We start from the raw sequence: 24978 nt of genomic DNA, 5'->3' as shown, positions 1-24978 counted from the left end.
AAAATCTCGGAACCTTTGATCTGTTTATTTATAGTCATCGAAAACTTTTTAAATACGGCAAACACCATGAAAAATTCGAAAAAGAAAATGAAATGATTGCTCCAGATTCCACTCAGAAGCTTGGTTCCTATTACGAATACCTGCATTCACAAAAACCTGCATCCTCCTGTATCGGAGCTGTTCTTGCCGGAAGTTTCTATCTGATTATATCGTTGTTCCTTACATTCTTTACGCTTTAGTAAAGTTTGTCTGCTTTCTTCTTTTTTGTGAATTGTTGTGTATTTTTTTAATTTTCTGTTTGTTTTAAGTTCATTTCTGTGTTCATTATATCTTTTCAGAATATAGCTGACAAGTTTTTTCCAGTACTTTCAGACCTTTGGGTTCATTTTTTTGTCAAAAAAATTGATTAGGTTGATTTGCATCATTTTTTCTTAACAAATCAACCTAATCAAAGTATGTTTCTTTATGTACTGATCATAAACTCTTACAAATATGTCTCTCCCTTTCCGGTGATCTCACATCCTCCTTTGGTGCGATTTGTATGGACCAATCCCTGCTCCGCCATGCTGTGGATCGTGCTTCTTATCTTTCCTTCGCTTACATCCATGCCGTTCTCCTGAACCATATGAAGCAAGGTGACTCTTCCTATTTTCGGATTCTGACTTAAGCAGATCAAGATCTGCCGTTCCAGCGGGGACAGGTCCTTTGCATTTTCATGCACCTGAGAAAGAATATACGCCGGTAGATCTCCTTCCGTCAGTTTTGCATCTGCTTTGACACAGAAGAAATATTTACATAAGTTCTCGATTTCTTTTCCGTTTCCAGGCCAGTTGTAGCTCATTAAAAACTTCCAGAGTCCGTCACTGAACAGTTCTTTCCAGGATAAGGACGGATTATTATATACATTCCTTAAAAAATATTCAAATAATAGCGGAATATCTTCCGGTCTTTTTCGCACCGGCAGCGTTGCCAGGGATACTTCATTGATGCGATAAAACAGTTCCTTTAAAAATTGTCCGTTACGACTCATCTCATAAAGATCCCGGTCTGCAGAGGCAATCAACCGAATATTGACGGATGAATCCAAAAGCCCAAGAATCTTTCTCTGAAGAGGTTCCGTCAGATTATGGATGCCATCCAGATAAAGCGTTCCGCCGCAGGCACGTTTCAACACACAATCCCTCTCTGACAGATCCAGTTCCCTTGCCACCTGCGCCACATTAAGCGCTGACAGATTCAGCTTAATAAAAGCGCCTCTGCAGCGTTTTGAATTGCTGTGGATCGCCTGAGCCAGAACCTCTTTTCCGGTCCCCGTCTCTCCCTGGATCAGCACCCGGTAATCAGTCAGCGAAATTCTTCGGGCTGTTTCTATCATATGAAGGACCTGGCTATTTTGAGATCGGTAATCGCGAAACTGATACCATGTCTCCATTTCCTGTTCTGGATTCCCATTTCCTGCCTCTTTCCCTGCTTTATGATCCTCCGCTCCGCCATTATGTTCCGAAATCTGCCTTCTTCCTAAATGGATCAGAGTCAGATCCTCATGATTCGTATCCCGAAATTTTCGCAGTGTTATCGTCACCTTTTTATTTCCATGCCGGACAAGCTCTGCCGTCAGGCTCTCCTGATCCGGATATTTTTTCAATATTTCCTCAAACTCCGGCAGGACCTCCAAAAGCGATACACCGATCAGATGCGGTTTATGGATCTCAAGTTCTTCCACAAACGGATCATTGACCATAATCATGATATTTTTCTCATTCAACATACAAATACCGATATCAATGTTGTTGATGATACTCTGTGTGATAAAATTTAAGTTTGTTGTCTGTCGAACCTGATGATTCGACATTTTAAGCAGTTGGACAAATTGATTCAGATAATTCTGCGTCACCACGTCCGCGATGCTCATAGAAAGGTTAAAGAATGATGCGATCTCTGCGATCGTAGATACATCCACCACCCGGATCCCGATGTCGATCACATGCGGAATATATCTCGGTACATACCGTTCTTCTCCTAATGTCACTGCATACTGGATCGAATAATCAGGTTCACCGCATCCCGGATAATACGGAATAAAATGATATTGTGAAAAGCCATATGTATTTAAAAGATGTATCGCCCCTTTCGTCGTTCTCTCTGTATCATTGATCAGATATACCTGCGAACTCGGCGGGATCGAAAGGATCTTATGCAAATACGTAAAATTGAAGGTTCTGATACAAATCAGGAAATGAATCTTCGGGGTCAGCTTTGACTCTGCTCTTCTCGCTGCCCCCTTGGACGCAAACAATACCAAATCAAACTGTTCCATTATTTCTGACGTAACATCATCAGCAAGACGCGCTTCCAGTTGGATATAACGGCCAAATATTTGAGTCAAATAAGAGCGGAGTCCTACATTGGTAGATGGACTGCAGGACACCAGCAGCATCGTTTTTTTCATATGCATTTTCCCCCTACTGATTATTAGGTTAATTATACCTCCCATTTAATTTTCAAACAACCTAATCACAGGAAATTATGAATCAGATTTTTTATATATTCATCATAATACTTTTTGCTTTGACAGTGTATTTCTTGAATTGTACAATAATAATTGAAAAACACTTTTTCTGATGCATTTTACAATAGAAAGGAGACGAACTGCAATTGTTACTCATTAAGAATGGAAAACTCATCACCATGGCCGGAATCTATGAACAGACTGGCGATATTTTAATTGAAAACGGGAAAATATCCCAGATCGGAACAGTTGGAGCTGTTCCTGCAGATTGTAAAGTCATTGACGCGGCAGGAAGACTGGTAACGCCGGGACTCATTGATGCCCACTGTCATATCGGACTTCTGGGAATCAACAGCCCTGCGGAAGTGGACGGAAATGAGAATACGGATCCGGCACTTCCGGGGCTCCGCGGCATTGACGCTTTAAAATGGAATGACGTTACCTTTGATGTTGCCGTTCGTCATGGTGTCACAACCGTTGTTACCGGACCAGGAAGCTCTAATATCATCGGCGGAACCTTTACTGCTATAAAGACAGCCGGAAAAGATCCGGATTCACGTGTCATATCTCAGGAGATCTGCATGAAAATGGCTCTGGGAGAAAATCCAAAGGTCAATTACGGCAAGCGTGACAAAGCACCAAAAACACGGATGATGAATGCTGCCATTATGCGGGAACAGCTTTTCAAGGCAAAGGAATACCATAAGAACTATAAAGAACATGGAAATGATCCTGATTTTCCGTTTGATTTTCATATGCATTCCCTTATGCGCGTTTTTGACGGCATGCGCGTAAAGATCCATGCACATCAGGCAGACGATATTCAAACAGCGATCCGTATCGCAAACGAATTTGGTCTTCGTTATTCGATCGATCACTGTACGGATGGCTATCTGATCGTCGATGAGCTTGTAAAAAATCATGTCCAATGCCTCCTCGGTCCTACGGTCGGAGGAAAAGGAAAATTTGAAACAAGGCATAAAACCTTTGAAGCCGGACGGATTCTTGAAGAAGCCGGTGTCACCTTCGGACTCATCACAGATGCCCCTGTCGTTCCCATTGAAGGTCAGCTTCTGCAGGCTGCTCTCTATATCAAGAATGGACTTTCCAGAGAGATGGCTCTCAAGTGCCTCACCATCAATAACGCAATCATTACCGATATTGATTCCAGAGTCGGAAGCCTGGAACCGGGAAAAGATGCTGATGTGGTCATCTGGAATGTAGATCCATTGGCAACCATGAGCCAGGCCGGTATCGTTATCGTGGACGGTGAAATCATATACAGTAGAAAGGCGGGGGAAAGCAATGTTGATTATCAAAAACTGTAATCTCATCAATATGGCCGGAATCTACGAAGAAAAGAAAGATCTGGTTATAGAAGACGGAAAAATCCTTGATATCTGCGACAATGCAGTCAGTAAGTACAATGTTGGACATGTCAGCATCGATGCCTGCGGTCACTATGTGACACCGGGATTTGTAGAACCTCATTGCCAACTGGGCGTGCGGGAACAGATCTATCGTTTTGAAGGCGACGATTCGAACGAAACCTCCGATCCAATCCTCCCACAGCTTCGCACATTAGACGCGATCAACCCTGCCGACGAAGGTTTTCAAATGGCGCTTGCCGGCGGTGTTACCACCGCAGTTGTCTGTCCGGGAGATGCCAATCTGATTGGCGGAACCTGCGCCGCGATCAAAACTGCGGGAAAAACAGTTTCCGACCTCACGATCGTGCCGGAACTTGCTTTTCATATGAGTCTGACGGATGAAGTCAAAACAACATATTCCGGAAAACGATCACCAAAGACTCGTCTTGCCACCGCAGCTTTGATCCGTGAAGCACTAATGAAAGCAAAAAATTATCATACAAGCTGGAAGCTTGCCGAAACGGATCCTTCCAAAAAGCCACCGAAATTTGACATGAAGCTCCACTCCCTCATGCGTGTCTTTGACGGTATGCCGGTAAAGATCACGGCAAAACGCAGTTATGATATGGCTACTGCGATCCGGATTGCCGAGGAATTCGGACTGCATTATACCTTGGAGGACTGCACAGAAAGCTGGTTGATTCCGGATCTTCTGAAAAAGCACAATGTTTCGTGCGTCGTCGGTCCCTCCTACGGATCAAAGAGCAGTGAAAATCGGAACCGTGATCCGATCGTCGGATCTGTTCTGGAGGAACACGGCATCCCATTTGCATCATCCACTGCTCATCCAAAAATGAATATCGAGCTTTCCGCTATTCATCTTACTCTCATGTATAAAAAAGGGCTCACTGCCTTAACTGCCCTGGAATCAGCCACCATCAACGCTGCCCGTGTCTGCGGACTCGATCAGAGAGTCGGAAGTCTGGAGCCGGGAAAGGATGCAGACATTGTGATCTGGGACGGCTATCCGTTAGACTACTATTCTTCCGCTTCCACCGTTTTGATCGAAGGAAAAGTTGTATATCAAAAATAATCCATTCCCTATAGGAGGTACTTATTAGTATGGAGCAGCAAAAAACAAACATCATTCAGACCATCGACCGTATGCAGCATGAGCTGTTAGCACTTTCCCACCAGATCCATGACCATCCGGAGCTTGGATATGAAGAACATCAGGCAGTCGCATCGATCCGTTCTTTTTTAGAAGATCGTGGTTTTCAGGTAGAAACTCCGTACTGCGGACTTGACACTTCTTTTAAGGTTGTAAAAAAAGGAAAAGGTCCGGGACCGAGAATTGCTTTTCTTGCGGAATACGATGCGCTCCGCGGAATCGGTCATGGCTGTGGTCACAATATCATCGCAACCTGTGCCGTAGGTGCATTTATGGGAATTGCTTCTCTGATCGATGAATACGATGGTGAAGTTTCTATCATCGGCACACCGGCGGAGGAAGGCGGGGCCGGCAAAGTCATCCTCTTAGAGCGCGGTGCCTTTGATGAAACTGATTATGCCCTTATGATGCACCCGTCCGGAGGCGGTTCCAACCTCGTTGGCAGAGGTGGACGTGCCGCTACAAGAATCCGCGTATCCTTCCACGGAAAAGCTGCCCATTCGTCTTCACCCTCAAATGGCATCAATGCCCTTAGCGCTGCGATCCATGTGTTCAACCAGATCGATCTGATGCGCTCGACATTCCAGGTTCAGGACAACATCAACGGTATTATTCTGGAAGGCGGAACTGCTGCCAATGTAATTCCGGAACTTGCCAAGTGTGAATTCAGCCTTCGTGCTGAAACCATGCTTAGGATCAAGGAGCTGATCCGCTTTGTGACATCCTGTATTGAACACGCAGAGGCCCTGACCGGAGCAAAAGCTGAAGTCAGTGTAGAGCCGATCTACGCAGAACGTTATCCAAATAAACCAATGTGCCAGGCCTTCAAGAATAATATGGAATCTCTCGGGATCCAGATGACCTGGGCTGAACCCGGAAAGCTTTACGGATCTTCAGATATCGGAAATGTCTCCATCAAGATCCCGGCAATCCACGATTATCTGTCTATCACAGATGATAAAACCATTCAAAGCCACTCCAAAGAATATACAAAAGCCGCTGCAACTCCTCAGGCTGATGAGATCTGCCTGAAGGGTGCCAAGGGTCTTGCTATGACAGCTCTCGATATTCTGGAAAGCAGTGAATTCCGTTCTGAGATCAACGCTTACCACGATGCTCAGGTTCCGAAGGAATATCGTTAAACCTGTATTCTTTAAAGCCTACACCCGTATTTAACTGATCGCGCAAAGAAAAAACTTCCGGACCATTTGGACCGGAAGTTTTTTTCACAATCATTTCTTTATTCATAACTACTCCGTACCTTCACCGTTACGAGCAAAAATCTTTTTACACCAAACAGATCTCTGTTTACTCCGTGTCCTCCTCCAGCGTATACGGAGTCACCTGATATACGTAGTAGTTCAGCCAGTTCGTATACAGCGTGTTCGCCATATTTCTCCACATAAGCGGTGGAACAGAGAACGGGTCATCATGCTCATAGTAGTGGACCGGGAGTGCCGGATTTAAGCCTTTATTGAGGTCGCGGTGATACTCGTTGTTTAAGGTCATACGGTCGTACTCCGGGTGGCCCTGGACGAAGATCTGGCTTCCGTCCTGGTTCATGACGAGGAAGACACCTGCCTCATCGGATTTAGCGAGGATCCGAAGTTCCGGGTGCTTTAAAATATCCTCCTCCCACACTTCTGTATAGCGGGAATGCGGGCACTTAAAGTAATCGTCAAAGCTTCGGAGTAACGGAACACGCTTATCCAGCGCTTTCTGTGTATACACACCGGAAAGTTTTTCTTTCCGTAAGTGTTTCGGGATTCCGTAATGATAGTAAAGTCCGGCCTGGGCTCCCCAGCACAGATGCATGGTGGATGTCACATGGGTCTTGCTCCACTCCATGATCCGGGTCAGCTCTTCCCAGTAGTTGACCTCCTCAAACTCCATCAGTTCCACCGGTGCACCGGTGATGATCATTCCGTCGAAATGTTTCTTCTTGATCTCCGGGAATGTCACATAAAACTTATTTAAGTGGCTGGCGGAGGTGTGGGTGGACTCATGGGTGGACATGGTCATGTAAGTACACTCCACCTGCAGAGGCGTATTGGACAGAGCTCTTAAAAGCTGGGTCTCCGTGTCCTCCTTCAACGGCATGAGATTTAAGATCAGGATCTCTAACGGACGGATATCCTGGCTCTCCGCGCGGTCCTCGTCCATAATGAATACGTTTTCGCTCTCAAGGATCGCTCTTGCCGGCAATCCATTCTGTATTTTAATCGGCATTTTCTTCTCCTATCATCTTCAGAAAATCCGCTTCGGAAAGGATCGGAATGCCAAGTTCTCTTGCCTTCTTATTCTTTGACGAATTGGATGTCACATCATTGTTGATCAGATAACTGGTCTTTGCTGATACGGAACCGGCAGCCTTTCCGCCCAGAGCTTCTATTTTTTCCTGAAGCTCCTTCCTGTTCGCGAAACGCTCCACGGAACCGGTGATCACAAAGGTCTTCCCGGCTAATGTCTGCTCCTCGTTCCTGACTTCCTTTTCGAACGTAAGGTCTGCCAGCAAATGATCCAGTGTCTCGTTGTTCCTGTCATTCTTAAAGTACGTCACCCACGCATCCGCAAGCACGCCGCCGATTCCATCAATAGAGCACAACTCTTCCGCGCCAGCCTTCCGCATGGCATCCAGATTGAAATCGAAATGCCGGCAGATCACCTTCGCGTTGGCGAGACCGATCCCCGCGATTCCGAGACCAAAGATCAGCCTCGGAAGTGTGGTGTGGGACGCGGTCTTTGCAGCCGCTATGAGATTCTCATAAGACTTTTCACCGAAACCTTCCATCGTCACGATAGCGTCACGATGGCGGTCCAGATGGAAAATATCATCAAATTCATGGATGAATCCCGCTGCGATAAACTTCTCCAGCGTCATCTCGGAGAGACCGTCGATATTCAACGCGTCCCTGCTCACAAACAGATCAAAGCTCTTGATCTTTTTCGCCTGACAATCCGGGTTCGTACAGTAGAGGGATTTCACATCGTTCAGATTGCGGATCTCCGTCTTTCCGCCGCATACCGGACAGGTCGCCGGGATATCACGGACACCGCTTCTTGTCAGGTTATCCGCGATCTGCGGAATGATCATGTTCGCCTTGTAGACCGTGATCCTGTCTCCTGCACCGAGCTCCAGCCCTTCCATGATGCTGATGTTGTGGACACTGGCTCGGCTTACTGTGGTTCCTTCCAGCTCCACAGGCTCAAACACGGCAACCGGATTGATCAGTCCTGTCCGCGAAGCGCTCCATTCAATGTAGGAAAGCGTCGTCTCCTGAATCTCATCCGCCCATTTAAAAGCGATGGAATCTCTCGGAAATTTTGCAGTCCGCCCCAGGGACTGTCCGTATGCGATATCATCATATAACAGCACGAGACCATCCGACGGGATATCGTAATGCTCGATCTTCTCCGCAAATCCGCGGACTGCACTGGAAAGTGTCTCCGCCGTCACCTCTACAAACTCGACCGTCTCAAATCCCAGACTGGAAAGCCACAAAAACTGCTCTTTTCTTGAATTTTTAAAGTCAACTCCATCCGCCCTCACCAATGCAAACGCCATAAACCGGACGTTTCTGGATGCCGTGATCCCACTGTTCAGCTGGCGCACGGAGCCGCTGCAGAGGTTTCTCGGATTCTTATATTTCGCATCCACATCAGCGATGGAATCATTTAATTTTTCGAAATCCGAATAGCTGATCACCGCCTCACCGCGCAGGATCAGCTGTCCTTTGTAGGGAATCGTTGTCGGAATATTGATAAAGGTCCTGGCATTTGGGGTGATGACCTCACCGATCTCGCCGTTTCCGCGGGTGACCGCTTTCGCAAGAACTCCATCCTCGTATGTCAGGACCACGGTAAGTCCATCCATCTTCCAGGATAAAAGACCCGTCTGGTTTCCAAGCCATTCCCTCAGTTCATCGACACTCTTTGTCTTATTCAATGACAGCATCGGCCGTTCATGGCGCTCCTTCGGGAGTTCGCTTAAGATCTCATATCCTACTTTCTGGGTCGGACTTCCTGCGAACACAGTCCCTGTCTCCTGTTCCAGCTTCAGGAGTTCATCATAAAGCCTGTCATATTCAAAGTTGCTCATGATCTCGCGGCTCTCCTGGTAATAGGCCTTTGCAGCCTCGGAAAGAAGCGGGATCAGCTCCTTCATCCTCTTGATCTTGTCGTCCATATTTTATGCTCCTTGCGCTCCGGCGCACCCGGTTTCCAGCTCTCCGGGGATGCGGGGGCTTTCTTTTCCGGCTTTATTTCACCGTCCTGACGGACATTTCTCCATATTTTTCCGGTTCCGGTCTTTTTCTCGAACGGTTTTCTCTCGTTATTTTTATCTGACGGCTTTCTTCCGCCAGGCTTTCCCTGATATCCTGAGCTTCCCGTCTTTCTTTCTCTCTTCGCCGGATCCACAATCTTTCCAAGTTTTGCGGCTTCCCTCGCCGGAAGGTTTGTGGAACCTTCCACCATACGCATCAGGTCACCCAGTTCTTTTTCCGTCAGTTCCCGGTATTCTCCACGCTTTAATGTACCCAGCTGGAGATTCATGATACGCACACGCTTTAAATTCATCACATGATAATCGAGTGCGCGGCACATCCGGCGGATCTGGCGGTTCAAGCCCTGAGTCAGGACGATATGAAAGGTATGGCTTCCGGTCTTCCAGGCACGGCACGGCTTCGTGGTCACATCCAGGTCCTCGATCCGGACGCCCTCGCACATCTGTTTTAAAAATTCTTCCGTCACCGGGTGGTTGACGGCTACCGCGTACTCTTTCTCGTGGGCATTTCCGCCGCGGAGGATCTTGTTGACGATGTCGCCCTGATTTGTCATGAGGAGAAGTCCCTCGGAATCCTTATCGAGACGTCCGACCGGGTAGATCCTCTGTGGGTAATTTAAAAATTCCACGATGTTTTCTGCATGATCCTTGTCGGAAGTCGTACAGACGATTCCCCTCGGCTTATTCACGATCAGAAATACCGGTTTTTCCTTCTCGCCCACCGGCTTTCCATCACAGACCACCTTCTGTCCCGGCCGTATCTGCATTCCCATCACGGCGATCTCGCCGTCCACACGAACCTTCCCTTCCTCCACAAGTCTGTCTGCCTCTCTTCTTGAGCAGACTCCGGCATCACTCAGATATTTATTTAAACGAATCGTTCCTTCCAATCTACTTCTCCCTTTTATTCATAATTTATGATCCAAAATTTATCCTTTCGCCCATTATATCGTTTCTGAGGGGCGAATGCAAGAAAAAAACGCCTGTCAGTCCGGGACCTTTCCCAGATCTGGCAGACGTTTTTCTGTCTCACTGCCCCGGTATTTCAGGACATCAGAAAATGCATCTGATAGGAATCGAACCTACGCACGCGGCTCCGGAGGCCACTGCTCTATCCACTGAGCTACAGATGCATCTCTAATAGTATACAATAATTTTCCGATTCATGCAAGGGGATGAGAATTATTTTTTTGTATATTTTTTTACCCAATTCCATTTCCCGGCTGCCGCGCTTTTCATATTTTTAATGCTTTCTTGAAAACAGATAGTAGGACGGAGTACGGTTTGCGCAGTCCTCCGCAAGAACTTTCAGGCTGCAGTAAACAAAGCCATCCACGGCTCTCGCTTTTCCATCTCTGCCCGGCTCCTCATATTTTCCTTCTTTATAGGACGGATCCAGAATGCACGCCTCATTGTCATCAGCCGATACAACGAGGATGTAATGTCCTCCATGAGTGAACACCCCGGTATATCCTTCCCGGTCACCGCCGGAATTTGCGATGGCGAGTCCGCCTTTTGCCAGATGCGCCTTCAGTTCGTTCAGATCACTCGTTTCCCCATAATTCAGGTTAAACCTTTCCGCAACAACGGGACCCAGGATCTTCAGGCTCGTTCCGATCTCACGGTTTGCGCCAACCTCATTGGATAATTTCAGGCAGTCTGTAAGTTCATAGGTCGACAAAGTCAGCGCATCCACCATCATGCACAGGCAGCTCGGACCGCAGCCTGCCGCAGCCACATTCCGCTTTTCCTCCGGCACTCCGCCGTGATCCAAATTATGTTCATAGGGGATATCTCTGTGTTCTAACTGATTGATATATTTCATTACAACTGCTCCTTCCGATTGCCGCATGTACCATGCTTTTGATTTTCCTATCGTACCACCGGAATCTTAAAACAACAAGATGTATTTTCTATTTCCCGGCTGCTGCCCGCACCTTTGTCGGATCATCACCGATTTTCCCATATTCCGGCGCATCTCATTGATTTTTCTTCCCGATTCTGCTACAATGGCATGGAACTTTTTGATAAGAGCGCACAAACAGGAGATATAGAAAAATGAATGTAACAGATTTTAATTTTGAACTGCCGCCGGAACTGATCGCGCAGGATCCGCTTGAGGACCGCGCTGCTTCCAGGCTGCTTGTATTAGATAAAAAGACCGGCGAGATGGAACACCGCCATTTCCGCGATATTTTACAGTACCTGAAAAAGGGTGACTGCCTCGTTATCAACGATACAAAAGTTATCCCGGCACGTCTCATGGGACATAAGATCGGGACAGACGCAGGAATCGAAGTCCTCCTTTTAAAGAGAAAATCTGACAATGTCTGGGAGACCCTTGTAAAACCGGGTAAGAAGATGAAAGTCGGAGCGGAAGTTTCCTTCGGTGACGGACTTTTAAAGGGAAAGGTTATCGATGTGGTCGATGAGGGAAACCGGCTGATCCAGTTTGAGTATGATGGAATTTTCGAGGAGATCCTCGATAAGCTCGGCCAGATGCCGCTGCCGCCATATATCACTCACCAGTTAAAGGATAAGAACCGTTATCAGACTGTATATGCCAAGAACGAGGGTTCTGCGGCTGCTCCGACAGCAGGTCTGCATTTCACCAAAGAACTTTTACAGGAGATCGAGGAGATGGGCGTTAAAATCGCTCATGTAACTCTCCATGTCGGTCTCGGAACCTTCCGCCCGGTAAAGGTCGATACCATCGAAGAGCACCATATGCACTCTGAATTCTATATGGTAGAAGAATCCGAGGCGAAGAAGATCAATGATACAAAGGCAAACGGCGGACGTGTGATCTGCGTTGGAACCACAAGCTGCCGTACCCTGGAATCCGCAACCGGTGATGACGGGATCTTAAAGGCTGGAAGCGGCTGGACCGAGATCTTTATCTATCCGGGATACAAATTCAAGATCCTGGACTGCCTGATCACAAACTTCCATCTTCCGGAATCCACACTCGTCATGCTCGTGTCCGCACTCGCAGGACGGGAACATATCCTGAATGCATATCAGGAGGCGATCAAGGAGCGGTACCGGTTTTTTAGTTTTGGAGACGCGATGTTTATTCGCTGATGTATGTTAAATTTACGTTCTGCATATCATATCATGCCATAGGCTAAAGAGATGTGACTCCTTTATTCGAGTGACAAAGCAAAACCCCCGGTGCAGCCACACCGGGGGTTTTTCCATCTTCCTGTCACCAGTATAGAAGGCGGTAACATCTCGCATTTATAGCATGTTAAGAATACTTGTAACTATTCAGTACCTTCATAGTTACGTGCAAAAATCCATTCCAGATCAGCTTCACTGATGGGATTTTTGCCTTCCAGCCTATGTTTTCTTACGGTCAGCGCGGCAAGTGCGCAGACCTACTGAACAGTTACGAATACTTCATCTAAATACTCAAGTATCAATCTAACGGAAATACCACCGTAAGAAGCATCTTAAAATCTTCCTTCGCGAATACCGCATGCGGCTTCTTCGCCGGCATTACGAGAACATCTCCGGCTTTGCAGATATGCTCTGCACCGTCTACGGTAAACTGACCGACGCCATCGATCACATGTACCATGGCATCGCCGATGGAATCGTGGGTGCTGATCTCCTCGCCTTTGGAGAACGCGAATAATGTCAGGCTGACCGCCTTGTTCTGGGCGAGAGTCTTGCTGACGATCTGACCCGGTTCTGCGTGGATCTGGTCCGCGAGATTTAAAACTGTTTCATGATCGATATTTTTGATAAAAGCCATTTTTCTTTTTCCTTTCCACCTGGATCTTCCCATGATCTATGTCATTATTTTACCACGATATTTCCCTTTTGTATGTTGTAAATACAACTATTTTTTGCCTGCATGTCAATTTCAGAGGGCGATTCTTGTGAATCATCACGATTGATTTTCGAACAGGATTTCGTTAGAATACACCTATCCTTTCATTTTACATCCCATGGCTGTCCGGCATCCTGATTTTTAGCCGAATCAATCTAAGCAGTATGAATATCTGCTTCCCGCCGGGCAGCCGCAAAAAACATTCTAATTTCTATTGTTCAAGTCATGAAAACAAATCTATCGATCTAAAAACACATCAGGAGGTATTACAATGAACTATGAAGAATTCTGTGCCGCACTGCAGGAGGAACTTTTTAACAGGCTGGACACCAGCTGCTCGATCCACAGGGAACGTGTGCTCAAAAACAACGGCGTTGTGCTTGATTCCCTGGCTCTCTTAAGATCGGAGAAACACTGTTCCCCCGTGATCTCCCTGGAGATGCTGTATGAACAATTTGAAAAAGGCCGCACGCTGGCAGAACTCTGTGAATATATGATATCGATCACCGACACACAGCTTCCTGTTTCCGTGACAAGTCTCACTTCCTTAAACAACTTTGAGGAATTCCAAAACCAGATTACCTGGCGGCTTATCTCTCGCGATAAAAATAAGGAGCTGTTAAAAACGATTCCCTGGATCCCTTTCCTGGATCTCGCGGTGATCTTCTCCCTGATCATCCAGTCTGAAGGTGAAACCCAGATCAGCTCTGTCATCACGAACACGGTATCTGCTTCCTGGAATGTGACGGCGGAAGAACTTTTTGCGCTCGCAAAAGAAAATACACCTCGGATCTTTTCTGCAAGTTTCCGCCGCCTTGAAACGGTGATCAAGGAATATTTCCCCGGAGCTACCGACTTTGTACCCGAAGACTGCCCTGTTCCGACGCTCTATGTCCTCACGAACGATGCTGCGCACAACGGCGCCGCCTGCGTCCTCTATCCTGATAAATTAAAAGACCTCGCGGACGAGTTTGGAAGTGATCTTCTCATCCTTCCATCCAGTATCCACGAGGTTCTGATCATCGCTGATTCAGAAAATTTTACGGAACATGACTATCATGTCTTCTGCAATACGATCAAAAATGTCAACCGCGAATCGATCCAGCCGGAAGACTTTCTCTCTGATAACATGTATCTGTATCGCAGGGAAACGGATAAGCTGCAGATCTTTACGGAATCTCCTTGTGGTTCTTCCGCAGACTCGGCTACATGTGTTTAAGTACAGACAAAAATTGCTGTACACATTCTACCGCCGTCAACCAGCCATTCAATTTCGTCTCGCATGACTTCCTTCATGATAAAGATGCACAAGGTTGACAACCGAATCTGTGATAAAGATTGCCAGAGCGATCGCGCCTGCCGTGTGAAGCGTCGAGATTAGGTAATGGGTTGAAAGTGTCTGGTCTCCCTGGATCAGGTAATATACTGTACGGTAGATTCCTGCTCCAGGCACAGACGGAAGGATTCCTGCGATGAGGAATACTGTCACCGGTGCTTTCTTGATCCTGGCAAGAATATGGCTCAAAAATGCTACCGCGAGGATCGAAAAGAACGCGGCCTGGAGTGTTGAATGAGTCAGATTATTGATCACTAAATATGCCCACCAGGCAAATCCGCCGGAAAAAGCCGCGTACGGAAGGAACTTTTTCGGAGTCTCCGTCAGAATGGAGAACATCGCGACCGCCCAGAACGCGCTGAATACCTGTATGATCATAAGAGTCCTCCTTCCATGCTGCGGGCTACAAGAAGTCCCGCACCAACTCCAAACGCAACTGCAAGTCCCACAACGATCGCTTCCAGAATTCTGGCGGATCCGGCTGCGTAGTCCCCGTTTAAGGTATCACGGATCGCCGTTGTAAACGTTACTCCCGGGACAAGCGGCATGACAGCGCTGACGATAATCGTATCTGAATTCAGTACCGGATAAGAATGGCAGATCGTCATAGCTGAAAACGCAAGCACAAACGCTCCAAACGCGTTAAAGCAAAAATCGTTGAATTTCAAAGCTTTTCCAATCCATACGGCTATCGCAAGACAGACACCAACTACCGCTGCCGCCAGAAAGTCTCCCAGGGAGCCGCCGAACATAGGCGCAAAGAACGCCGAAACACCAACATATCCCAGTCCCTGGGTCAGCCAGTCATACTGGATCGTCGTTGGTGCCTGGATCTCCTGCAGCTGCTTTAACGCCTCCTCCACCGTGATCTTTCCCTCACAGAAATGGCGAGATACATCGTTTACCAGGCAAATCCGGTTGATACTGGTGCATCTGGCCGCAACACGCTTGACACGGGTCAGTGGTTCCTTATTTGGATCGCTCAACGTGACGAAGATTCCCGTTCCATATACGATCGTTTCCGTCTGTTCGTACTCCGATCGTTTCAGCATGTGATTCATGGTGTCTTCCACCCTGTAGATCTCCGCTCCGCTGACAAGCATGAGTTCCCCCGCCAGCACCACAGCTTCCAGCAGTGTTTTTTCGTTCATTTATTACCCCTTTTAACCCCTTTTATCTTTGTATAACTGCTATATAACACATTTGCCGCAAGACCCACTATTGTAGATCTTCTGCACACGTGGCAGCAGTTATAGTTTTCAATTTTTTGATCAGAACAGGCGGCTTCCGATCTGGAATACAAGAAATGCCGCCGACCAGGCAAGCACAAGCTGGAACATGACCATCCCCAGTGTCCATCTCCAGGACTGTGTTTCTCTCTTGATCGTCGCGATCGTCGCAATACACGGTGTATAGAGAAGGCAGAATACCATGAGCGCATAAGCGTTCACTGACGTAAATCCTGTTCCCCCAAGGATTCCTAAGAGTTCCGCCATTCCCGCTGCCGAATTGATATTGCCGATCCCATAAAGAACAGACATACTCGAGACAACGACCTCCTTTGCGGAGATTCCGGAGATCAATGCTACCGCGATCTGCCAGCTTCCAAGACCAACCGGCTTTAGTACCGGCACAAGGATCTGTCCGAATTTTGCCGCAAAGCTGTCCGCCACATCAGAAATAAATCCCGCCGGTCCCACATTCATGACAAACCACAGGATGATCGATGCCAGGAAGATCGTTGTCCCCGCCTTTGTCAGGTAATCTTTTATTTTTTCCCAGACATAGATCGCCACAGTTCTGAGATTCGGAATCTTATATTCCGGAAGTTCGATCAGAAGAGCATTCTCAGTTTTATCGTCTGTCATTCTATGTACAATAAGCGCGATGAGGATCGCCATGGCAACCCCCACCAGATAAAGGGAATATGCCACTAACATTGCCGATTTCGGGAAGAACATATCCGCCAGCAAAACATAGATCGTAAGTCTCGCTGAGCAGGACATAAACGGTGTGATAAGGATCGTCTTCAAGCGGTCTCTCTGATTCTCCAGCGCTCTGGTCGCCATGACCGCGGGAACTGTACAGCCAAATCCCAGCAGCATCGGCAGAAACGCACGGCCGGAAAGTCCGACCAGCCCCATTGTCTCATTCATGACATAGGCGACTCTTGCCATGTATCCGCTGTCCTCCAGGAACGCAAGCGCAAGGAAAAGGATAAAGATGTTTGGAAGAAATGTCAGGATTCCTCCAACTCCCGCCAACGCACCATCAACGACCAGGGAGATCACCCAGTCGGAAGCTCCCGCTGAATGAAGCCCGGATAAAACACCGAGCGACAGCAGTTCCAGTCCCTGTTCAAAGTATCCTTTCAGAAAATCCCCGACTGTGAATGTCAGGAAAAAGACTAATGCCATAATTCCAAAGAATGCTGGAATTCCCAGGATCGGATGAGTCAAGATCTTATCCACCTGATCTGTCATATGTGATTTTTCTTCTTTATTAAACAGACATTCCTTGATTACCGATTCCACGTAATCGTATTTTTCATTGATAATCTCTTTTTCGAAGCTTCTCGGCACGATCTGTTCCAGTTCGACCGGATGGTCCTTCAGGACTTCCTTGTCATATTCGAGCATCTTGATCGCATGCCAGCGCAGATTTGTGAGATCCGGATACTTCTTCCGCAGAAGGTCTTCTACCCGCTGGATCCGGTCCTCGATCTCCCTGTCATAGCGGACGATCACGCCCTGGGGACCTTCCTCATAATGATGTACCACAGCGTGCATCAGCACGTCAAGTCCTGTGCGCTTTCTCGCGGAGACCGGAACCACAGGGATCCCGCCAAGCATCTCAGGAAGTCTGTGAAGGTCGATCTCCATCCCACGCTCTTCAATGATATCCATCATATTGAGAGCCAGAATAACTGGTTTCTTTAATTCTAAAAGCTGCATCGTCAGATAAAGGTTCCGCTCCAGCGATGATGCGTCTACAACGTTGACAATTACGTCCACGCCATCTTCCTCAATGCACCTTCTTGTGACGAGTTCCTCCATCGTATATGAAGTAAGGCTGTAGATTCCCGGCGTATCGATCACACGGATCTTCCGCCCTTTATAGCTCGTCTCTCCTTCCATCCGCTCGACTGTAACGCCGGGCCAGTTTGCGACCTTTAATTTTGCTCCCGTAAATGCATTGAACAGCGTAGTCTTTCCACAGTTCGGATTTCCTACAAAGCAGACAGTAATTGGTCTCTCCCCCGTGCTCATGATGCCGCCTCCTCTTTTACCTCAATTCCACCGGTAATTCTTCTTCCCAGTGCAAGGCGGGTTCCACGGACTTTGATGATCATGGTTCCGCTGTTTTTCTTATTCATCACAAGAAGAGGCGTATTCTCATTTACCCCCAGCGCCTCTAAACGCCGGTTAATTGCCTCATCCACATGGACTGACTTGACCAGATACGTCGCGCCAATATTTCCTTCATATAGTTTCATCCTGTGTCCATCCTTCACTATCATAATTGACAGAACCGACTCTGTCATCTGGAAATATTGTATTCTTGTTGAGAATAATTGTCAATAAGTGTATCCTGGCACATTCGTCCGCCTGGTACGGGCAGAAGTTACCAATTATCTTAATTTTTCTCCAGCTCCAGCAGCATCTGCTTCACTTCCTTCATCCGGTCACGCAGCTTTGCGGCCTCTTCGAAATTCAGTTCTGCTGCCGCCTGGCGCATCTTCTTTGTGAGTTCCTTTGCAAGCTTCTCCAGTTCCCTTGCGTCCATGGATTCCGGATCTTTCCTGAACTCTTCTTCGCCGGCACTGGCAGCCCTGGAGATTGCGATCAGATCACGGACCGCTTTCTTTATGGTCTGCGGAGTGATTCCGTGCTCCTCATTGTACTTCTGCTGGATCTCACGTCGGCGGTTCGTCTCGTCGATGGCGGCCCGCATGGAATCGGTAATGGAATCCGCATACATGATCACATGGCCTTCGGCGTTTCGCGCGGCACGTCCGATCGTCTGGATCAAGGATGTCTCCGAACGGAGGAATCCTTCCTTATCCGCATCCAGGATCGCCACAAGTGTGATCTCCGGGATATCGAGTCCCTCTCTGAGGAGGTTGATTCCCACAAGAACATCAAAGACATCCAGACGCATATCGCGGATGATCTCGGCGCGCTCCAATGTGTCGATATCCGAGTGCAGATATTTTACGCGGATCCCGGCTTCCCTGATATAATCCGTAAGGTCTTCCGCCATACGCTTTGTAAGCGTTGTGATCAGGACCTTGTTGTGTTTTTCTACTTCTTTATTGATCTCGCCCACAAGATCATCGATCTGTCCCTCCACTGGTCGCACGGAGATCTCCGGATCAAGAAGTCCTGTCGGACGGATGATCTGCTCCGCGCGGAGAAGTTCATGGTCCGCCTCGTAAGTGGACGGGGTTGCGGACACGAACATCATCTGATTGATATGGGTCTCAAACTCCTCAAAATTCAATGGGCGGTTATCCAGGGCAGACGGCAGGCGGAATCCATAATCCACCAGTGTCTTCTTTCTCGACCGGTCACCGAAATACATGCCGCGGACCTGCGGAAGCGTGATATGGGACTCGTCCACGATAATCAGGAAATCATCAGGGAAATAGTCGAGCAGCGTACACGGCGGCTGTCCCGGTGCAGATCCCACAAGATGACGGGAATAGTTCTCGATTCCCGAACAGAAGCCTGTCTCTCTCATCATCTCCACATCAAAATTTGTCCGTTCCGCGATTCTCTGTGCCTCCAGAAGCTTGTCCTCACTCTTAAAAAAGGTTACCTGTTCTTTCATTTCCGCAAGGATATTTTCCGTTGCCCGCATCATCTTTTCTTTCGGTACAACATAGTGGGACGCCGGGAAGATCGCCACATGTTCCAGCTGCGCTTTCACCTCTCCGGTCAGCGCCTCGATCTCCATGATCCTGTCCACCTCGTCCCCGAAGAACTCAATCCGGTACGCCTCGCTTCCAGAATAAGCCGGAAATACTTCCAGCACATCACCTCTTACCCGGAAGCTTCCGCGCTTGAAATCCATCTCATTTCTCGTGTACTGGATATCGATCAGCTTATGGATCACCTCATCCCTGTCCTTCTCCATTCCCGGGCGCAGGGAGATCACCATGTTCTTATAATCAATCGGGCTTCCTAAGCCGTAAATACAGGACACGGAGGCCACGATAATCACATCATTCCGCTCCGACAGTGCCGCCGTCGCAGAGTGGCGCAGCTTATCGATCTCATCGTTGATCGCGGAATCCTTCTCAATATAGGTATCCGTAGACGGCACATACGCCTCCGGCTGATAGTAATCATAATAGGAGACAAAGTACTCCACCGCATTGTTCGGGAAAAACTCTTTCATCTCCGAATAAAGCTGCGCCGCCAGCGTCTTATTGTGAGCGATCACCAGCGTCGGCTTATTGAGCTGCTGGATCACATTCGCCATCGTAAACGTCTTACCGGATCCGGTCACGCCAAGCAGCGTCTCAAACTGATTCCCCTCTTTAAATCCCTTCACCAGCTGCTCGATCGCCTGCGGCTGATCTCCGGTGGGCTGGTATTCTGATACTAATTCAAAATGATCCATATGATTTCTCCTGACCTATCCATGATATTATTAGAAGCAGTGCAAAGATCCCAACGGCGAAGCCGATCTGGAATGTCTCTCCGCCCCAGGCTATGAATGTACGGAATCGTTTCATTCTTAGTATATTACCTGTCCAGTATAGCATTCAAGCTAAAAAAAGTACAGAACAAACCGAATGTTTGTTCTGTACTGTATTTGCTGTCCGCATTCCTATCTCGCAAACCAATCCTTCATACACTGAAGCACCTGCACCAGCTCGTCCTCCTGGATCACATACGGCACCATTGCGTAGAGGTAGTTTAAGAACGGACGGCTGAACACACCTCTCTTGTAGGCATACTCCTGATATCCTTTTAATACGGCCGGATCGTAGACTTCGACGCAGACGCAGCCGCCCATGATCCGGACTTCGCGGATCCTGGGGTCTGTGAAGCCCTTCATCTCACGGCGGGTCACAGCTTCGATCCTTTTGATCTTTTCCATGTAGTTCTGGGTCTCGAACAGTTCGATCGATGCCAGGGCCGCGCTGCACGCCAGCGCATTTCCCATGAATGTCGGTCCATGCATCAGGGCATGTTCCGGAACATCATCGTAGAAGCCCTCAAATACTTTCCGGTTTGCCACGGTGGCAGCATGACCGATATATCCGCCTGTCAGTGCCTTTCCGAGAACCAGAATATCCGGGAGGACCAGATCCGCCACGAAACGATTGCCGGTCCGGCCAAATCCAGTCGCCACCTCATCGAAGACCAGAAGAACACCGTACTGGTCACAAAGCTCTCTCGCCTTCTTTAAGAAGGAAACGTCATACATCCGCATGCCGCCCGCCCCCTGTAAAAGCGGTTCCACCAGCACACAGTTCAGTCTGTCATGATACTTTTCAAAGGCCTCTTCCAGGGCCGTGATCTCCGTCGGAATGTGGACCACATACGGGCTTGCCCCGTAAGCTTTCAGCACGAAATGGTAATCCTCATCGTCTCCCGCTTCCATCGTCTTAAAGGTGTCGCCGTGGTAGGCATGCTCCAGGGCCAGGATCATGGTCCGCTTCTCATCTCCCCGGTTCATATAATACTGCAGCGCCATTTTTAACGCCACTTCCACCGCCACACTGCCGGAATCGGAAAAGAAGCAGTAATCCAGATCCCCCGGCAGCCAGGACGCCAGTTTCTCTGACAGCTTTCTCGCCGGTTCGTGGGTCAGCCCGCCCAGCATGACATGGGAAAACTTCTCCACCTGGGAGATGATCGCCTGGTTGATCACCGGGTGCTTATATCCGTGGATCACGCTCCACCAGGATGAGACCGAATCGATCATCTTCTGATCCTTTGTATAAAGATATACTCCGTTCGCGTCCACGATCTCGTAGGGCGCCTTCATTGTTTTTAACTGTTCATATGGATACCAGATCATCGTTTTCTTCTCCTTCATCTTAACATGGACTCCCCGGTCCCTTTCCTGCTCCGCTGCTGCGGGTGGGATTCCCGGGAGTACGTCAGCACTTATCGCTTCCTATATAATCTTGGCATATTCACGGTCATTTTTCCGCAGTCTCATACAGCGCTTTCAAATCCTCCGCGTCCATGGAAAGCTCCGTGTCACCGTCCGCCACACAGGCAACCACAGGAACTCCTGTATAATACTCGCACATTTTCCGGTTGTCCTCATGGAGCACATCTCCCTGCTTATAGTGATTGAAAATGATCCCCTTCAACGGGATTCCCTGCTCTTTGAGGTAGTACGCGGTCAGCGCCACACCGTTGATCGTGCCGAGTCCCGCGTCCGCGATCATCAGACACCCAAGACCGCAGGCTTTGACTACCTCCGGCAGACGGATATCCGCCTCATCAAAGCAGAGCGGGCAGAGGATTCCGCCGCTTCCCTCCATCGTCACATACTCGTACTCCTCACAGACCTTCTGAAATCCCGCCAGCACAGTCTCCATCCGGACCGGATTTCCCTCGCTCCGTGATGCCAGGTGCGGGGAGACAGCTGTCTCGTAGACATATGGACACATTTCCTCAAGGGACTGGCGGATTCCGGACATGTTTTTTACCTGGAGCGCGTCCCCCGGGATCAGGCTGCCATCCGGCCGTCTCTCATTGCCGCTCATGGCAGCCTTATAGTAAGCCGCGTCCGCACCGCTCTCTCTCAGTTTTTTCACGATCAATCCTGTCACATACGTTTTTCCGACATCCGTTCCCGTTCCTGTGATAAAAATATTTCTGCTCATTTCCTATCCCAGTCTCCCCTCTTTAATCATCGGGATCATCCGTTTCCCGATGACTGCCGCCAGAATGCACAGCGCTATATCTCCCGGAACCGCCAGTAAAAAGCAGTATAAAAACAACGGCCAGAGACCGATCGGCGTATTTATGACGAAATTGCTGATCGCATAATAGTAAACCATTCCAAATGCGTACACGATAAAGAGTCCGATGAAATTTGCCGCCAGCAGGCGTCTGTAACCAGGACGGCTCTTCTCATTCGCGATCCGGCCTGTCACATAGGCTGCCACAGCGAATCCGATGATGTAGCCGAAGCTCGGCTGAAAAATATAACCCGGTCCGCCGCCCTGGGTGAAGATCGGAAGTCCCACAAGTCCCAGAACAATATAAACCACGACCGCCAGCGCCCCGTTCACAGGACCCAGCAGCAGCCCCGCCAGCATCGTAAATAAAAACTGAAGTGTAAACGGAACCACCGGAACAGGAACTTTGATAAATGCCCCTACCGCGATCAATGCCACAAACATTGCGCACAGCACAAGGTCTTTCGTTTTCATATGTTTCAAAATTATTTCCTCCTGAATTTTCTGGTTGCTCAAGAAATCTGAAGCATTTCCCTTTTCCTGTACATGCGCATCACTCTTCCGTTCTTTCCATACCTTCTGAAACAGCGGCTGCTGTCTTCAGAACCCGGGTGGTATTGCAAAGATGGACTTGTAGGAGCATAACATAGAATTTTCGCATTGTCAACCTGTTATATCTGTATAGTTAACAATTGTTTGTGCAAAAAAGACACCTCCAAAACCAAATGGTCTATTCGGTGTCTTTCATCTGCATCATGATTACCTGCCCCACTCAAACGCGATCCGCGGCGTTCCGTCCGGGACATAGATAATTCCGCATCTCTCAAATCCCTGTTTTTCAAGCGCTCTCTGCATGACCTTGTTGTTTTCGTGGGTGTCGATCCGGATGTGGGATATCTTCGACTTGGCGAAGTCCATGATCCGGCCCAGGATGTTGTGGACCGTACCGTCGCTTGCGACGCGGTGGACGGCAGCGTACGGGGTGTCTGCCTTCCAGGCGCCCTGCTCGATCACAGCGTAGCATGGGTCAGCGCCGATGATGAAGGCGAAGACGGCATGGATCACGCCGTTTTCTTCCAGAACATATAAATTTCCTGCCTCGATGTCCCCCGGGAGCAGATGCTCCGGGGCGTCCTCGCCGTCCCACTGGCTGAAGTTCCCGTGGTCACGCATGAACTGGCGGGCAGCGGCGTAGATCCCGTGGATCCGTGGGAGATCAGCTAGGGATGCTTTTCTTATTGTGAAGTTATCTTCTGTCATAGATGTTCTCCTCTTTTACGGGTAAACTGATTGCTGTTCCCATTGTATCATAGTATTTTTCACAAGACAATCTGTCTTTTCAGCTCCCCTGTTCCTCATACATCCGCACCAGATCCCCGATCAGCAGCACTCCCACCGGTCCCAGGATCAGCCCCGACAATCCAAACAACTTAAGTCCCACATACATGGATACCAGCGATCCCAGCGGCGAAAGCCCCACCTGCTTCCCCATCAGTCTCGCCTCTGAGATCTGACGCAGAAAGTAGCAGACCACATAGATGCCGAAGATCACCGCAGCCTTTTTCCACGCCTTCTGAAACAGCAGCGCGACTCCCCACGGAATCAGCACAGTCCCGGCCCCCAATACCGGCAGTGCGTCCAGGATCCCGATCCCGCAGCCAAACAAAAACGAATAGGGATTTCCGATCACTGCCAGTCCGAAGATACACACGGCACTTGTTAGGAACAGAATAAACGCCTGGGTCTTCAGCCACGCGCTCACCACGGATGCGATCCGCTCTCCCACTACGAGAAATTCCCGCCGGAATGCGGACCTGCTCCGCTTTTCCCTGATGTCATCCATCTCCTGCAGTGTCAGGAGTACTGCGACAAAATAGATAAAGAAAAGGACGATCCCGGCGACTGCCACGCGGAGCGCAGACACGGAGCGGTCCATGAGCACTGGCATCGTGGAGTTCTTAAACATCTGCCGGACCTCTTCCACTGCTCTCCCCGCAAGCTCCACCAGCGCGTCCGCCTTGAGCCCCATCTTCTGCTCCAGGAGGCGGCAGGTATCCGTAAGCCGCAGATCAAGGGCGGAAAGCCAGTCCGGAAATCTCCGGATAAAAAGCCCCGTCTGGCTCACCGCCATGCTGCCGCCCGCGTAGAGGAGTCCGAAAACAAGGCATGACATCACCAGAAGTTCGATCCCGCCGACAAGCGACACCGGCAGATGGTGCATCTCCCCCCGAAACGGCACCGCAATGCGGTTCGAGAGGAACCGGACCGACGGGCGCAGAAACAGAGCCGTCCCATATGCACATAAAAAGGGAATCACGAGGGGTAACAAATAACGGAACGCTCCGTATACCGCACCCGTGATTCCCAGAATCAGTAGAAATTTCTTCAGTTTTTTCTCAGGACTTACCATGGAATCACCCGTTTTCTGATTTGTACTTCCTTTGTACTGCTCATAGTATGGGCGGAAATTCCCGCGATATGCGCGCATCGGGACGATTCCATAATCTGTTTTTTCCATGGTTCTTAGCAGGAC

21 protein-coding genes and 1 tRNA gene are annotated in these 24978 nt (G+C 48.7%); 5 read left to right on the top strand and 17 right to left on the bottom strand.

Translation table 11 applies throughout. From position 1 onward, the window contains the following. Positions 1-484: 484 nt before the first annotated feature. Complete coding sequence (locus DXA87_RS05685; RefSeq protein ID WP_158553030.1) at positions 485-2449, bottom strand: sigma 54-interacting transcriptional regulator; 1965 nt, start codon at positions 2447-2449, stop codon at positions 485-487. Between the two features lie 206 nt (positions 2450-2655). Here DXA87_RS05685 and DXA87_RS05680 point away from each other — a divergent pair, with 206 nt between their 5' ends. Genes DXA87_RS05680 through DXA87_RS05670 form a run of 3 tightly spaced genes read left to right on the top strand, consistent with a single transcriptional unit; the run spans position 2656 to position 6192 of the window. Next, positions 2656-3837, top strand: coding sequence for an amidohydrolase (locus DXA87_RS05680; protein WP_117503511.1), 1182 nt, complete (start codon positions 2656-2658; stop codon positions 3835-3837). Then, positions 3815-4972, top strand: a complete 1158-nt coding sequence (locus tag DXA87_RS05675) for an amidohydrolase (protein ID WP_117503510.1) — start codon at positions 3815-3817, stop codon at positions 4970-4972. The genes DXA87_RS05680 and DXA87_RS05675 overlap by 23 nt, the downstream gene beginning before the upstream one ends. A 29-nt stretch (positions 4973-5001) precedes the next feature. Continuing rightward, positions 5002-6192: a M20 family metallopeptidase gene (locus DXA87_RS05670; protein WP_117503509.1), complete on the top strand. Its 1191-nt coding sequence runs from the start codon at positions 5002-5004 to the stop codon at positions 6190-6192. A gap of 166 nt (positions 6193-6358) precedes the next feature. Here DXA87_RS05670 and metA read toward each other — a convergent pair whose 3' ends face one another. From metA to DXA87_RS05645, 5 genes are all read right to left on the bottom strand, one after another. Beyond that, positions 6359-7279, bottom strand: a complete 921-nt coding sequence (gene metA, locus DXA87_RS05665) for a homoserine O-succinyltransferase (RefSeq protein ID WP_117470784.1) — start codon at positions 7277-7279, stop codon at positions 6359-6361. Then, positions 7269-9236, bottom strand: coding sequence for an NAD-dependent DNA ligase LigA (gene ligA, locus DXA87_RS05660; protein WP_117503508.1), 1968 nt, complete (start codon positions 9234-9236; stop codon positions 7269-7271). The genes metA and ligA overlap by 11 nt, the downstream gene beginning before the upstream one ends. Beyond that, positions 9212-10225 (bottom strand): pseudouridine synthase, encoded by a 1014-nt coding sequence (locus tag DXA87_RS05655; RefSeq protein ID WP_348982206.1) that lies wholly within the window; start codon positions 10223-10225, stop codon positions 9212-9214. Before DXA87_RS05655 ends, ligA begins: the two co-directional genes overlap by 25 nt. Before the next feature lie 171 nt (positions 10226-10396). Continuing rightward, positions 10397-10468 (bottom strand) — tRNA-Arg (locus tag DXA87_RS05650). 110 nt (positions 10469-10578) lie between these two features. Beyond that, positions 10579-11160, bottom strand: coding sequence for a hypothetical protein (locus DXA87_RS05645; protein ID WP_117503506.1), 582 nt, complete (start codon positions 11158-11160; stop codon positions 10579-10581). Between the two features lie 233 nt (positions 11161-11393). Here DXA87_RS05645 and queA point away from each other — a divergent pair, with 233 nt between their 5' ends. After that, positions 11394-12419: a tRNA preQ1(34) S-adenosylmethionine ribosyltransferase-isomerase QueA gene (queA, locus tag DXA87_RS05640; RefSeq protein WP_021904860.1), complete on the top strand. Its 1026-nt coding sequence runs from the start codon at positions 11394-11396 to the stop codon at positions 12417-12419. Positions 12420-12756: 337 nt separating this feature from the next. Here queA and DXA87_RS05635 read toward each other — a convergent pair whose 3' ends face one another. After that, positions 12757-13095 carry a cupin domain-containing protein gene (locus tag DXA87_RS05635; protein ID WP_117470782.1) on the bottom strand — a complete coding sequence of 113 codons (339 nt, stop codon included), beginning with the start codon at positions 13093-13095 and terminating at the stop codon, positions 12757-12759. Between the two features lie 349 nt (positions 13096-13444). On the opposite strand from DXA87_RS05635, the gene DXA87_RS05630 reads away from it, so the two are divergent. Continuing rightward, entirely contained in the window at positions 13445-14392 is a 948-nt protein-coding gene (locus DXA87_RS05630; protein ID WP_117503505.1) for a DUF5688 family protein, read from the top strand. A 48-nt stretch (positions 14393-14440) separates the two neighbouring features. Here the strand turns inward: DXA87_RS05630 and DXA87_RS05625 are convergent, their stop codons facing one another. From DXA87_RS05625 to DXA87_RS05580, 10 genes are all read right to left on the bottom strand, one after another. After that, entirely contained in the window at positions 14441-14887 is a 447-nt protein-coding gene (locus tag DXA87_RS05625) for a threonine/serine exporter family protein (protein ID WP_117503504.1), read from the bottom strand. Further along, entirely contained in the window at positions 14884-15660 is a 777-nt protein-coding gene (locus DXA87_RS05620; RefSeq protein WP_117503503.1) for a threonine/serine exporter family protein, read from the bottom strand. Before DXA87_RS05620 ends, DXA87_RS05625 begins: the two co-directional genes overlap by 4 nt. A 120-nt stretch (positions 15661-15780) precedes the next feature. After that, positions 15781-17778: a ferrous iron transport protein B gene (gene feoB / locus DXA87_RS05615; RefSeq protein WP_117503502.1), complete on the bottom strand. Its 1998-nt coding sequence runs from the start codon at positions 17776-17778 to the stop codon at positions 15781-15783. Then, positions 17775-18005 carry a FeoA family protein gene (locus DXA87_RS05610; RefSeq protein WP_117470777.1) on the bottom strand — a complete coding sequence of 77 codons (231 nt, stop codon included), beginning with the start codon at positions 18003-18005 and terminating at the stop codon, positions 17775-17777. Before DXA87_RS05610 ends, feoB begins: the two co-directional genes overlap by 4 nt. A 140-nt stretch (positions 18006-18145) precedes the next feature. Further along, positions 18146-20137: an excinuclease ABC subunit UvrB gene (gene uvrB, locus DXA87_RS05605; protein WP_117472078.1), complete on the bottom strand. Its 1992-nt coding sequence runs from the start codon at positions 20135-20137 to the stop codon at positions 18146-18148. 210 nt (positions 20138-20347) lie between these two features. After that, complete coding sequence (gene bioA, locus DXA87_RS05600) at positions 20348-21547, bottom strand: adenosylmethionine--8-amino-7-oxononanoate transaminase (protein WP_117470805.1); 1200 nt, start codon at positions 21545-21547, stop codon at positions 20348-20350. Between the two features lie 124 nt (positions 21548-21671). Beyond that, positions 21672-22367: a dethiobiotin synthase gene (bioD, locus tag DXA87_RS05595; RefSeq protein ID WP_117484644.1), complete on the bottom strand. Its 696-nt coding sequence runs from the start codon at positions 22365-22367 to the stop codon at positions 21672-21674. A gap of 3 nt (positions 22368-22370) precedes the next feature. Then, positions 22371-22919: a biotin transporter BioY gene (locus tag DXA87_RS05590; protein WP_117503542.1), complete on the bottom strand. Its 549-nt coding sequence runs from the start codon at positions 22917-22919 to the stop codon at positions 22371-22373. A gap of 285 nt (positions 22920-23204) precedes the next feature. Beyond that, positions 23205-23705, bottom strand: coding sequence for an N-acetyltransferase (locus tag DXA87_RS05585; RefSeq protein ID WP_117503501.1), 501 nt, complete (start codon positions 23703-23705; stop codon positions 23205-23207). Between the two features lie 79 nt (positions 23706-23784). Continuing rightward, positions 23785-24963 carry an AI-2E family transporter gene (locus DXA87_RS05580; RefSeq protein WP_117503500.1) on the bottom strand — a complete coding sequence of 393 codons (1179 nt, stop codon included), beginning with the start codon at positions 24961-24963 and terminating at the stop codon, positions 23785-23787. Positions 24964-24978 lie beyond the last annotated feature (15 nt).

Source organism: Desulfotomaculum sp. OF05-3 (genome assembly GCF_003435535.1).
Taxonomy (GTDB): domain Bacteria; phylum Bacillota; class Clostridia; order Lachnospirales; family Lachnospiraceae; genus Pilosibacter; species Pilosibacter fragilis.
This window is presented reverse-complemented; position numbering and strand designations above follow the sequence as displayed.